This window comes from Rhizobium sp. 05L419 (genome assembly GCF_056397845.1).
The window spans coordinates 152,127-164,406 of sequence record NZ_JBFTOF010000006.1 but is presented as its reverse complement, the minus strand read 5'-3'; the positions used below and the strand labels follow the sequence as shown (position 1 = coordinate 164,406).

The window sequence follows — 12,280 nt, the reverse complement described above, 5'->3', positions numbered from 1 at the left end:
GACCTCAAAAGAGGGATGGCAGGGCCCGCATGCCGATGCCTGAAATGAAGAACCGCGACCGGCAGGAACAAGGCCGGCGCGGTTCGTGTCGTTTGCGATCAGCCGAGTGACTTTAGAACCTGCGGCAAGGCTTCCTCGAACAAGTCCATATCGGCGTCAGGACCGACGCTGACGCGGATGCAGCGGTTGAGCGGCGCCACACCCGGCATGCGGATGAAGACGCCGTGCTGCATGAGCCCATCGACGATTGCACGTGCATGGGTGCCGTCGCGCCCGGCGTCTATTGCAACGAAATTCGTCGCGGACGGGAGGGGCGCCAGGCCATTCGTTCTCGCGATGACGGAAATCCGTTCGCGCGCCGCATGGATATTGGCAACCACTTCGGAAAGATATGCCTGGTCCTTCAGTGCCGCGAGCGCCGCCACGGTTGCCAGCCGGTTCATCCCGAAATGGTTGCGGATCTTGTCGAAGGCCAGAGCCGTGCCCGGCGTGGAGATGGCGTAGCCTACCCTGGCGCCGGCAAGGCCGTATGCCTTCGAGAAGGTGCGCGTGCGAATGACGTTTGGCAGGTCGATCAGCGACGCGATCGAGGGCAGGGCCGCTGCAGGACCCGTTTCGCTATATGCTTCGTCGAGGATCAGAAGCGTCGTTTCCGGCAGCGCCTTGGCAAAGGCGACGATGCTGCCGGCGTCCCACCAGCTTCCCATCGGATTGTCCGGATTTGCAAAGTAGACAAGCGGCGGGTTCTCTCGCTTCACCGCATCGAGCAGCCCGTCGAGATCTTCGCGATCGCGGCTGTAGGGAACCGCGACCAGCTTGCCGCCGAAACCAGAGACATGGAAGTTGAACGTTGGATATCCCCCAAGCGACGTTACGACGGACGCGCCAGGTTCGATGACCAGTCGCACGATCTGGCCGAGCAACTCGTCGATGCCGCCACCGATCGCGATGTTTGTAGCTGTTGTGCCGAGATGCGTGGCAAGCGCTTCCTTCAGGGCATGATTTTCCGGATCGTTATACATCCAGATTCCGCCGGCTTGTTCGCGCATCGCCGCAAGCACCGACGGCGCCGGGCCGAAGCCGTTCTCATTGGCGCCGATGCGGGCCTTGACGACGAGCCCACGCTGGCGCTCGATCGCTTCGGGGCCGACAAACGGAACGGTGGAGGGAAGGGCACTGGCGAGCGGAGTGAAGCGCGAGAAGGCGGACATTCGAAAGCATTTCCCAAGGCTGTGAAAATCGCGCCAACAATAGGCGCTGACATTGCCAAGGCAAGGAAGATTATTCGCCGAAAGGAACCGAACTACATGCTGATCGTGCGGCCCGCTTGGATGGCCTCCAAGTTGCCGATCATGAAGTCGGCGCGGACGACGTTTCGCAGCACATCGGGCTCGATCGTGTTGATAAAGCGAACGTTGATCYGTTCATTGCGACGAAAGACTTCGGCGCAGCCGATCCGGTAGGCAAGTCCGAGAATGTTCAGGTAATAGTGCTTCGGCAGCCCGGTCGTCGATGAAACGAGGAACGTGGCGCCGCCGCGCGAAATATCGATGATCTCGGCGCTGCGCACCGAAATTCCGGTCAGGCAGGGACGAACGGCGACGATGCGGGCGGGGCGCCTAACACTGAACAGTTCCCACCGCGTCTCATAGACTTCCGACTTGACGGTCGCGAGGTGTGTGGCACGAAGCATCGACATGGCAACTGGCTCCCGAGACCAAGATAATTCTGGTCTTGCAGGCAGACCCTCACACGAATGATTTTCGCATTTGTCAAAGAAGAATATACAATTTTAGGGAAGCGGGATTTTGTTCGCCCGCATTACGCGAACGTCCGTACCGCAAGGAAGCCGCCGGCAGCCGTGAGCGCCGTCACGAACAAGCCCCAGGCCAGATCCACCAGGCTCATCGCGAGCGGCCAGTTCTTCAAGGTGGCGAGATTGGTGATGTCGTAAGTGCCATACGCGGCAAGTCCAAGAATGGCGCCGTAGGCGACCGCCATGATGAGGGAATTGGCTCCGAGCGCCGGAACGACCGCGAGAATCACCACTGCAGCGGCAAAAAACAGATAGAAAACGGCCGCAATTGCCAGAATTGGCGAAGGCAACATCATGTCGCCGAGCTGGTCGCGATAGAATGTTCGGGCAATGAGGCCGAGCCAGATCGCGTCGAAAACAAAAAGCGTGGCAAGCGAACCGGCATAGCCGATGACTGCGGCTTTCATCTGAATCTCCCCGTGTGCAAGTTGTTCTACGCGCCGAGACGGGATTGGATCGTCATGGATGCGAATTCTCTGAGGTCCGTTGAACTCTTTCGGCGCCTACACGTTTACATTGCGTTGCGGGCGCAACAGCGCTCGAACAAAACAGCGAGGAAATGAACATGTCTGACATCAGGGTGCCGCGGAAATCATGGGTGGTTGTTTGCGACGGAGGGAAGGCTCTGATCATGCAGAACGATGGCGATGCAGGAGAGGTAGATCTCAAGGTCAGGGAGACCATGAGCCAGCCGAACGAACCAGATCGTGAGCTTGGCACCGGCAAGCCGGGCCGAACACACGCGGCCGATGGGATGAGCGGGAGCGCGGTAGAGGAAACCGATTGGCACGAGCAGGCCGAGGTGGAGTTTCTCAAGCTGGTCGCATCGAAATTGGATCTGCTGGTACGGGACAGGGACGCGCAGCACATAGTTCTCGTCGCGCCGCCGAGAGCACTTGGTACCTTGAGAGTGAATCTCAGTCCTGACACGCGCGCGGCGATCTCGGCAGAACTGGCGAAGGATTACACGAATTTGCCGGTCGAGCAGATCGAGCGGCGGTTGGTTGCCTGATCGCTGCGGAAAGCGGGCTCTGAGTTCGCTTTCCGGTTGCCGAAAAACGTCAGCTCTCGAAATTCAGCCGCAGCACATGATGTAAGAACTCGGGGTTGATCAGCATGTTGAAGCTGATCGTCACAAGTTCGCCTTCGCGCTTGACGACTGTCGAACCGATCTCATCGTGAATGCCGAGTATTTCCAGGAAAAAGTGGTTGGGCATTTCGAGGTTCGGGCTTACTTCGAGGACCGCGCCTGCAAGGGTGATCGTGCGGATCAGGCACCGGACCTGGGTGCCGGTGCTAAGGTGATGGCCGACGAAGATGATTTTGCCCGGGCGGTCGAGCGAAAACTCCCGATAAGCCTGCTCAGGCTGGGGATTCTCTGTATCGAGATGCATCTGAAAGGCCATGTTAGCCTCCGCTTGTTGTCTGGTTTCAATCTAGCTCAAGAATGCTGTCAAATTCTGAATAACGTCTTTAAGATCCGAACCTTATGCGTGCCTTGATGGCAAATCGGCTCATTATTGGGCAGTGCTTCGAGGTCTTTGCTGTAAATTTACCCACCTTGACAGTCTTGGCGATGTTGCGGCATATCAAGGGCGGTCTGAGGCGCCAGCCGCTCGCGGATGAAAATCCATGGTGAAGTCCTCGCAACAGATGGTCGCAGCCCTTTTTGTGCATGCTGGCTGACGGTAAGGCGAGCCCCCTTTTACGGTCGAGATAGCATGCCTTTCGAAAGGCTGAACCTATGACTTATCCTTCAATCGACGATCTGAAAGCCCAGGCAAGACGCTTGCGTCAGGCCATGGAGACGAGTGGAACCTCGGTGTCTCACAGCGCTGCTCTCGAGCTCGTTGCCAGACAGCACGGCGCACGCGACTGGAACACCCTTGCCGCACTCGCCGCCAAGCCGAACGCACAGCCGGTCGCTTCGATCGGCGTTGGCTCACAGGTGAGCGGCCGTTACCTCGATCAGCCGTTCACCGGCAAGGTTCTGGCGCTCGCCGAACTCGCGGCCGGCCATCACAAGGTCACCATTCATTTCGACAGTCCGGTGGATGTGGTGACGTTCGAGAGCTTCTCGGCCTTCCGGCAGCGCATCAACGCGCAGATCGACGGAAACGGCGTGTCGCCGCGCAAGACCTCGAACGGCGTGCCCCATCTCGTTCTGAGCATCTGAACCCCCGGTCATTCATGGAACACGGCAGCCTGTCTGCCGCATTGCGCGGATTCGCCTTATGAAAAGCGATCCCAAGACGAAAGGCCGCGCTTGGAGGCGCGGCCTGCGATCTCAGGCCTTCAACAGCCATTCGTGCTCTGGGGCATTGTGGAATTTCCACACGCGCTTCGGGCCGGCCATGACGTTCAGATAGTAGAGGTCGTAGCCGTGGCAGGCAGCACACGGGTGATAGCCCTTCGGCACCAGCGTCACGTCACCGTCTTCAAGCGCCATCACCTCGTCCAGCGATCGATCGTCGGTATAGACGCGTTGAAAGCCGAAGCCCTGCGGCGGGTTGAGGCGGTGATAGTAGGTCTCTTCGAGGAAACTCTCGCTCGGCAGGTTGTCCTGGTCATGCTTGTGCGGTGGATAGGACGAGGTATGGCCACCCGGCGTGATGACTTCCACCACCAGCAGCGAAAATGCCGAGGCATCGTCCTCGGGCATGATGTTGTTGACGTGGCGCACGTTCGTCCCCTTGCCGCGCGTCAGGGCAGGATGCGTGCCGGGCGGGATCGCCTTGGCCTCGTAGGTGCCGCCGCCCGGAGCCGAGCAGACGGCGAGCTCGAGATCGGTCTCCGCCGTCACCGACCATGCCGATTCCATCGGAATGTAGAGCGCATGCGGCGCTCCGTCGAAGGGGCTCATCCGCTCGCCGAGCGTCCCGAAGTCCTTGGTGCCGGCCGAGGCCTTGCCCTTGCCGCTCACCCAGACAAGGCAGATCTCTCGCTCACCGGTCTCCCCCGACGCCGTTTCACCCGGTTTCAGCCGGTACATGTCGAACCCGACATAGGTCCAGCCGGCGGTTTCCGGCGTGACGTGGGTGACCCGGCCGTTCGTGCCTTCCGGCTTTACTTTGAGATTCGGCATTGGTGTTTCTCCTGCGTTGCTTGGCGGGATTTCCCCTCCCCAACCCGTCCCCCAAGGGGGAGGGGTTGGGGAGGGGTCTGGTGTCTCAGCTACCCCTTCGGAAAACCTTCGGTCTCGACCGTATAGCCCGCGGCTGTCATGACGCGCATCAATTCGGCGTGGCCGATCTCGGCCATTTTCTGCGGCGGGGCCTTGCGCGGATCCTGCTCGGCCTCGACAACGAACCAGCCCTCGTAGCCATGATCGGCCAGCCTCTGGACGATGGCGCCGAAATCGAGCGAGCCGTCGCCCGGCACCGTGAAGGCGCCAAGCGCCACCGCATCCAGGAAGGACTGCCGGCTGCGGTCGAGCCCATCTACCACACGCTTGCGGATGTCCTTGACGTGAACATGGTTGATACGGGCGTGGTGATTGCCGATGGCGCGCAACACGTCGCCTCCGGCAAAGGCCAGGTGCCCGGCATCGAGCAGGAGCGGAATGCCTTCGCCCGAAAAGCGCATGAAGGCGTCGAGTTCAGGTTCGGTTTCGACCACGGCGGCCATGTGATGGTGATAGGAGAGCGGCATGCCCTGTTCGGCGCACCATTCCCCGAACTCGGTCACGCGGTGCGCATAGGCCTTCATCTCGTCATCCGAGAGGCGCGGCTTGGTCGCAAGCGGCTTCGAGCGATCTCCCTGGATGGAGCGGCCCACCTCGCCATAAACGATGCAAGGCGCATTGACCGCCTTGAAGAGTTCGATCATCGGCGCGATGCGGTCCTTGTTGGCGCCAAGCTCCTCGTCGACCAGCGTCCCCGAGAACCAGCCGCCGCACAGTGTGACGTCGGCAGCGCGCAGAATGGGCAGCATGACTGCAGGATCGTCGGGGAAGCGCCGGCCCTTTTCCATGCCAGTAAAGCCGGCAGTACGCGATTGGCGCAGGCATTCCTCGAGGGACACGTCATCGCTGAGATCAGGCAGATCATCGTTCCACCACGCAATGGGCGACATGCCGAGTTTGGCCTTCATCAACATTCTCCTTAAAGGCAATGTGGGAAAGCGGGGCCGCTTTCCCGAAAAACGACAACAATCTATCAGCCGATACGCTGGGCGGCGCGCGCTTCGACGTAAGCCTTGTGCGCTTTGTTGACCTGTTCGCGCGGGCTCACTTCCGGCACCGCGACATCCCACCAATGGCCGCCGGCCTCGGTTGTAACAAGCGGATCGGTGTCGATGACGAAGACGGAGGTGCGATCGTTCTTCCGCGCATCGGCGATCGCCTTCTCAAGTTCCGCGATGGAGGCCACCTTGACCGCGATCGCCCCCATGCTTTCTGCATGTGCGCGAAAATCGATCTCCGGCATCACCTCGTGATAGGAGTCCTTGAGCAGGTTGTTGAAGTTGGCGCCACCGGTGCCCATCTGCAGCCGGTTGATGCAGCCGTAGCCGCGGTTGTCGAGCACGACGATGTTGAGCTTGAGGCCGAGCATCACGGAGGTCGCAAGCTCGGAGTTCAGCATCATGTACGAGCCGTCGCCGACCATGACAACGACATCCTTTTCCGGATGCGCCATCTTGGCGCCAAGGCCGCCGGCGATCTCGTATCCCATGCAGGAAAAACCGTATTCCATGTGATAACTGCCCGGAACGGTTGCCTGCCAAAGCTTGTGCAACTCGCCTGGCAGGCCGCCCGCCGCGCAAAGCGCGATCGTCTTCTCGCCGCCGATGGAACGGGCGACCGCGCCGATCACCTGCGCATCGGAGGGAAGGGCGGCATTTGTGGTTGCCGTCGCCTTGGCCGCGGCCTCCAGCCAGATATCCTTTTCCTTCCCGGCCTTGGCGGCAAGTGCTGCAGGAGCCTTCCAGCCGGCGAGCCCGCTCGAAAGCGCCTTGAGGCCTTCACGCGCATCAGCGACCAGAGGATGGCCGTCGTGCTTCACAGCGTCATAGGCTGCAATGTTGAGGCCTAGAATGGCAAGTCCCTCGTTCTTGAATAGCGCCCACGAACCGGTCGTAAAATCCTGGCAACGGGTACCGACGGCGATGACGAGATCGGTTTCCTCGGCGATGGCATTGGCAGCGGACGTGCCTGTCACCCCGACGGAGCCGAGCGCCAATGGATGCCGCTCGTCGATCGCCGACTTGCCGGCCTGGGTGACGACGACGGGAACGCCGTGCGCCTCGGCGAATGCCGTCAGCTCTTTGGTTGCCTGCGAATAGAGCACGCCGCCGCCGGCGATGATGACGGGCTTTTCGGACGTCTTGATAAGGGCGATGGCGTTGGCCAGTTCGCCCGCATCCGGTCGTGGACGGCGCGTCGTCCAGACGCGTTCCTCGAAAAAGCTCTCCGGATAGTCGAAGGCTTCGGCCTGCACATCCTGGCAGAGCGACAGCGTGACCGGACCGCATTCGAGCGGATCGGTCAGCACCTGCATGGCGCGCTTCAGCGCCGAGATGATCTGCTCCGGACGCGTGATGCGGTCGAAATAGCGCGACACCGCACGGAAGGCGTCGTTGGCCGAAACCGTGCCGTCGCCGAAATCCTCGATCTGCTGCAGCACCGGATCCGGCGCGCGGTTGGCGAAGATGTCGCCGGGCAGGAAGAGCACCGGAACGCGGTTGACATGGGCAACACCTGCTGCCGTCACCATGTTGAGGGCGCCAGGGCCGATCGAGGTCGTGCATGCCATGAAGCGCTGGCGAAAGCTTGCCTTGGCATAGGCGATCGCCGCATGTGCCATGCCCTGTTCGTTGTGCGCGCGGTAGGTCGGCAGCTCACCGCGCACCTGATAGAGCGCTTCGCCCATGCCGGCGACGTTGCCGTGCCCGAAGATCGCCCAGACGCCGCCGAAAATCGGCACCTTCTTGCCGTCGACCACCGTCATCTGCTTCTTCAGGAAATGCGCGACGGCCTGCGCCATCGTCAATCGTACAGTCTTGCCCATGGGGCACCTCCCGCAATTCTTGCACCTGTTTTCCCCTCCCCAACGTCTCCCCACAAGGGGGAGGGACTAATTTGTGGCGCCGCTTCGTACACCTTGCAACGTTGCGTCTATGGGACAGGTTGCAGTCTACGATCAGGCGGTGCCCCAAGTTAAGCCCCTCCCGGGAGGCGTTGGGGAGGGGCCTTGCCTCTAGCTAAGCCCGCGCGTCTTCAGCCAGGCCTCGGTCAATTGCCGGAAGCGTCCGGCCATATCGGCAATCGCCTCCTCGTCGTTCATCTTACCCGAAAGCCACGCGCGCGCCGCATCGGCAAAGATTGTCCGGCCGACGGCAAAGCCCTTGACCGAGGGCGCCGCGAGCGTTGCCTCAAAACCCTTCACGAGTTCGGCGGCGGGCGCCTCCAGCCCGAGCAGCACGATGCCGCGACACCATGGATCGTTCTTGGCGATCACGGCATCGATCTTCTTCCAGGCGGTTGTTGACGCCTGCGGCTCGAGCTTCCACCAATCCGGCTTGATGCCGAGCGCGTAAAGCTCTTCCATCGCCGTCGAGACCGTATCGTCGGTCAGGGGGCCGTTCTTGCTGGAAATGATCTCGACCAGAAGCTCGCGACCGACCTTGCGCGCCGCCTCGAACAGCGTGCGCAGCTTCTCCTGCTGCTCCGTCTTCAGCTCCGCCGGATCGTCCGGATGATAGAAACACAGGCACTTGATGCAATGGTCGATCGGCCATTCCACGAGCTGCGAGCCGATATCCTGGCTGAATTCGAATCGAAGCGGCTTGGAGCCCGGCAACTCGACCGGACGGCCGATCCAGGCGAAGTTCTTGGTCGCCGCATCGAAGAAGGCATCGCGGCCGAAGCGTTCGTCGATCAGCATGCCGTACCCGCCGCGGCCGTTGGCAACGCGCGCAGCCGCTTCGACGGCAAGCCGCTTGAAGGCGACGATCTTCTTGTGGTCGACGCCGAGCTCGTCGCAGACACTGGTCAATTGCGAGCGGTGATCGATTGCAAGCGCCATCAACAACGGAATCTCGCCCTTGCGGGTCGATGCCCAGTGGATGTGGCTGATCGCCTCGTCCTTGCGCAGTGCCCGGTGCTTGCTGCCGTTCCTCAGGAAGAAGTCGAGTTCGGCCCAGGTGGGATATTCCGGTGAGCAGAGCAGGCGAGAGACGGCAAAGGCACCGCAGGCGTTCGCGAAGGTCGCGCAGGTCTTCAGCGGCTCGTCTTTCAGCCAGCCGCGCAGGAAGCCGGACATGAAGGCGTCGCCGGCACCAAGCACATTGAACACCTCGATCGGAAAACCCTCGCCGACGATGCCGGCCTCGAGGTCTTCGGCAATCGCGCCGTCATACACGATGCAGCCCATGGCGCCACGCTTCAGCACGATCGTCGCAGGCGACAGGCGGCGAATCTCCTTGAGCGCTCCAAGCACGTCGTCGGCGCCGGAGGCGATCAGGATTTCCTCTTCCGTACCGACGATCAGATCACAATCCGGCAACGTCTCTTTCATCTTGGACGAAACGCGGTCGGACTTCACATAGCGCTCGAAGCCCTCGGCGTGGCCGGCAAGGCCCCAGAGGTTCGGCCGGTAATCGATGTCGAAGATTACCTTGCGCCCGTTCGCCTTGGCGATGCGGATCGCCTTGCGCTGTGCGGCTTCCGTGTTCGGGCGCGAGAAATGCGTGCCGGAAACAAGGACGGCGCGCGAGGATTTGATGTAGGCCTCGTCTATATCCCCTTCGTCAAGCGCCATGTCGGCGCAGTCGGAGCGATAGAAGATCATAGGCGAAACGCCCTCGGCTTCCACGGCGAGAAGCACGAGTGCGGTCAGCCGGTGCTTGTCCGTGATGATTCCGGTTGTAGCGACACCCTCGCGCGCCGATTGCTCGCGGATGAAACGTCCCATCTGTTCGTCGCCGACGCGGGTGATCAGGCCGGATTTGAGGCCGAGGCGGGCGGTGCCGATGGCGATATTGGCAGGGCAGCCACCCACCGATTTGGCGAAGGAGCCAATATCCTCGAGTCGCGACCCGATCTGCTGGCCGTACAGATCGACCGACGACCGGCCGATTGTGATTACATCAAGCGGCAGCTCCGGTTGCGAGCCCGGATTCGATTGTACCATGATGTCCTCCCGATAGTTTCAGCGCGGCGTCGCATGCCGACGATTTTCATCAATGAAACATCGGTTCCGTTTGAATGTCAATTCAGAATGTTTGTTCCATTTTGACTTCTGCTAGATTTTGTGGACGCGCTTGCGCCTCCGCTCGGCAATCGCCACGGGAAGAGCCATGGTCAATGCCATGGAGGCCGACAGCGACCGGAACCCGGCAAAATCCGCTTCCGCCACCTCGAACCAGCATGTCGCGCTGGCAGCGAGTGGGGAGAAGGCCGAATCGGTGATGGCGACGAGCGGGACGCCGCGAGCCGCCAAAGCCTCCGCCTGGCCCAGACTTTCGGCCGCATAGGGAGAGAAGCTCGCCGCGACCGCCGCATCCCTTGGCGTCGCGAACTGCACCGTCTCGACATCGACTCCGTTCGGCGAAGCGACGATCTGATGGCGAATGTTCAACTTGGAGAAGGCGTAGCTCATATGTGCGGTCAGCGGATAGGAGCGCCGCTTGGCGATGAGGTAGATCGTATCCGCAGCCGCCAGAATATCGACTGCCTTCGAAAATGTCTCCGTCTGCAGAGTGGCCGCCAATCGGTTGATCGACTGGCCTGCTGCCGAGATGAAGCCAGAGAGAAGATTGGCATCCTCGTCGTCGCCGCCGGATTGCTCGAGGGTGACAAGCCGCTCCTCATAAGTCAGCGTCCGGTCGCGCAGGCGCTCGCGAAAAATGCTCTGCAGGTCGGAGAAGCCGTCATAGCCGAGGTGATGCGCCAGGCGCACGAGAGTCGACGGCTGCACGTCGGAGGCAGCCGCGATGCTCGCTGTCGTCCCGAATGCGATCTCGTCGGGATTGCCGAGCGCGAAGGCGGCGACCTGTGCAAGCCGCTTCGGCATGCTGGCCTTGCGCTCAATGATCGTGCTGCGCAGGCTTTCGAAATCGCGCGGAACACGCGCCGGCGTCTTGGGGTCATTGTCCATGTGTTTGATCCGCGAAATGAAACGTATATTCCATATTGCCCGACCATAGATGATTTCGGTCTTTCGGCCTATCTGTTTTTATCTGCTGAAGAATATGATTTTTTAGCCGATTGATGGCTTCGGGTGATGCGCGCGGCGCGCAAAGACGCTTGCCAAAATGATCTAAACATTCCAAAACTCGCTCGGGATGGAGGAGATATGATGAAGCCACTTGGCGTCGGCCTGATCGGCACTGGCTATATGGGCAAGTGCCACGCGCTAGCATGGAATTCCGTCAGGGCCGTCTTCGGCGACGTTGCGCGCCCGCGCCTGCTCCATCTGGCGGAAGCAAATGCCGATCTGGCGCAAGCGCGCGCCTCCGAGTTCGGCTTTGAAAAGGCCACCGGCGATTGGCGAGTACTGATCGCCGATCCCGACGTCGATGTCGTCTCCGTCACCACGCCGAACCATTTTCACGCCGAGATGGCGATCGCGGCGCTTGAGGCCGGCAAGCATGTCTGGTGCGAGAAACCGATGGCGCCGGCCTACGCAGACGCGGAAAGCATGCTGCGGGCAGCAAAGGCTGCGAACAAAACCGCGGTCCTCGGCTATAATTACATCCAGAATCCGATCGTGCGGCACATCAAGGCCTTGATCTCAGAAGGCGCCATCGGCGCCGTCAATCACATCCGTGTCGAGATGGACGAGGACTTCATGGCCGATCCGGACGCCTTGTTCTATTGGAAGAGCGAGCTTTCCGCCGGCTACGGTGCGCTCGACGATTTCGCCGTCCATCCTCTGTCCCTCATTTGGTATCTCTTCGGCCACGTCGAGGCTGTTGTCACGGACATGGTGAAGCCCTATGCGGACCGGCCGCTGAAAGGAGGCGGCCGACGCGAGGTCGAGAACCATGACGCCGCCAGCGTACTCATGCGCCTTGGCGGCGGTATATCGGCCGTATTGATGGCAAACCGCGCCGCCTGGGGCCGTAAGGGCCGAATCGCGCTGCAGGTATTTGGTTCTGCGGGTTCCATTTCCTACGACCAGGAGCGCATGAACGAGTTCGAGCTCTATCAGGCGCAGGGCCGTGGCACGGAGCAGGGATTCCGCAAGATCCTGACGTCACCCGCTCACCCGCCCTTCGACCGCTTCATTCCGGCCCCGGGTCACGGACTGGGGTTCAACGACCTGAAGATCATCGAATGCCGGGAACTCATTCGCGAAATTTCCGGCGAGCCGTCGTCCATCGTCACATTCGAAGACGGTCTCAGGATAGAGAAGTCCGTTCATGCCATGGCACAGTCCTTCAACGAACGTCGCTGGATCGAGGTCGGCTGAAGGTCGATCCGCTCGCAGTTGACGACGCAAGGGGCAGGGGGTAGGCCTT

12 protein-coding genes are annotated in these 12,280 nt (G+C 61.0%); 3 read left to right on the top strand and 9 right to left on the bottom strand.

The window, feature by feature from the left end; translation table 11 throughout:
* Positions 1–98: 98 nt before the first annotated feature.
* From AC1DMK_RS10355 to AC1DMK_RS10345, 3 genes are all read right to left on the bottom strand, one after another.
* Positions 99–1,211: a pyridoxal phosphate-dependent aminotransferase gene (locus tag AC1DMK_RS10355; RefSeq protein WP_477858760.1), complete on the bottom strand. Its 1,113-nt coding sequence runs from the start codon at positions 1,209–1,211 to the stop codon at positions 99–101.
* Between the two features lie 92 nt (positions 1,212–1,303).
* The gene (locus tag AC1DMK_RS10350) at positions 1,304–1,699 is read right to left on the bottom strand and encodes a PilZ domain-containing protein (protein WP_477858758.1); all 396 of its coding nucleotides are present in this window, start codon (positions 1,697–1,699) and stop codon (positions 1,304–1,306) included.
* Positions 1,700–1,821: 122 nt separating this feature from the next.
* The gene (locus tag AC1DMK_RS10345) at positions 1,822–2,223 is read right to left on the bottom strand and encodes a DUF2177 family protein (RefSeq protein WP_037062096.1); all 402 of its coding nucleotides are present in this window, start codon (positions 2,221–2,223) and stop codon (positions 1,822–1,824) included.
* Positions 2,224–2,381: 158 nt separating this feature from the next.
* Here AC1DMK_RS10345 and AC1DMK_RS10340 point away from each other — a divergent pair, with 158 nt between their 5' ends.
* Entirely contained in the window at positions 2,382–2,828 is a 447-nt protein-coding gene (locus tag AC1DMK_RS10340; protein WP_477858756.1) for a baeRF12 domain-containing protein, read from the top strand.
* 49 nt (positions 2,829–2,877) lie between these two features.
* Here the strand turns inward: AC1DMK_RS10340 and AC1DMK_RS10335 are convergent, their stop codons facing one another.
* Positions 2,878–3,210 carry a hypothetical protein gene (locus AC1DMK_RS10335; RefSeq protein WP_477858930.1) on the bottom strand — a complete coding sequence of 111 codons (333 nt, stop codon included), beginning with the start codon at positions 3,208–3,210 and terminating at the stop codon, positions 2,878–2,880.
* 350 nt (positions 3,211–3,560) lie between these two features.
* Here AC1DMK_RS10335 and AC1DMK_RS10330 point away from each other — a divergent pair, with 350 nt between their 5' ends.
* On the top strand, positions 3,561–3,992 hold the full coding sequence (locus tag AC1DMK_RS10330) for a glyoxalase superfamily protein (RefSeq protein WP_477858755.1): 432 nt from the start codon (positions 3,561–3,563) through the stop codon (positions 3,990–3,992).
* Between the two features lie 111 nt (positions 3,993–4,103).
* Here AC1DMK_RS10330 and iolB read toward each other — a convergent pair whose 3' ends face one another.
* From iolB to AC1DMK_RS10305, 5 genes are all read right to left on the bottom strand, one after another.
* Complete coding sequence (iolB, locus tag AC1DMK_RS10325; RefSeq protein ID WP_477858753.1) at positions 4,104–4,901, bottom strand: 5-deoxy-glucuronate isomerase; 798 nt, start codon at positions 4,899–4,901, stop codon at positions 4,104–4,106.
* Between the two features lie 89 nt (positions 4,902–4,990).
* A complete protein-coding gene (gene iolE / locus AC1DMK_RS10320; RefSeq protein WP_037062090.1) occupies positions 4,991–5,908 on the bottom strand; it encodes a myo-inosose-2 dehydratase in 918 nt (305 codons plus the stop codon).
* Between the two features lie 65 nt (positions 5,909–5,973).
* On the bottom strand, positions 5,974–7,824 hold the full coding sequence (gene iolD, locus AC1DMK_RS10315; protein ID WP_477858750.1) for a 3D-(3,5/4)-trihydroxycyclohexane-1,2-dione acylhydrolase (decyclizing): 1,851 nt from the start codon (positions 7,822–7,824) through the stop codon (positions 5,974–5,976).
* 189 nt (positions 7,825–8,013) lie between these two features.
* Positions 8,014–9,948 carry a bifunctional 5-dehydro-2-deoxygluconokinase/5-dehydro-2-deoxyphosphogluconate aldolase gene (locus AC1DMK_RS10310; RefSeq protein WP_477858748.1) on the bottom strand — a complete coding sequence of 645 codons (1,935 nt, stop codon included), beginning with the start codon at positions 9,946–9,948 and terminating at the stop codon, positions 8,014–8,016.
* 111 nt (positions 9,949–10,059) lie between these two features.
* Entirely contained in the window at positions 10,060–10,914 is an 855-nt protein-coding gene (locus tag AC1DMK_RS10305; RefSeq protein WP_037062086.1) for a MurR/RpiR family transcriptional regulator, read from the bottom strand.
* Between the two features lie 201 nt (positions 10,915–11,115).
* On the opposite strand from AC1DMK_RS10305, the gene AC1DMK_RS10300 reads away from it, so the two are divergent.
* Positions 11,116–12,231 (top strand): Gfo/Idh/MocA family protein, encoded by a 1,116-nt coding sequence (locus AC1DMK_RS10300; RefSeq protein WP_477858928.1) that lies wholly within the window; start codon positions 11,116–11,118, stop codon positions 12,229–12,231.
* Positions 12,232–12,280 lie beyond the last annotated feature (49 nt).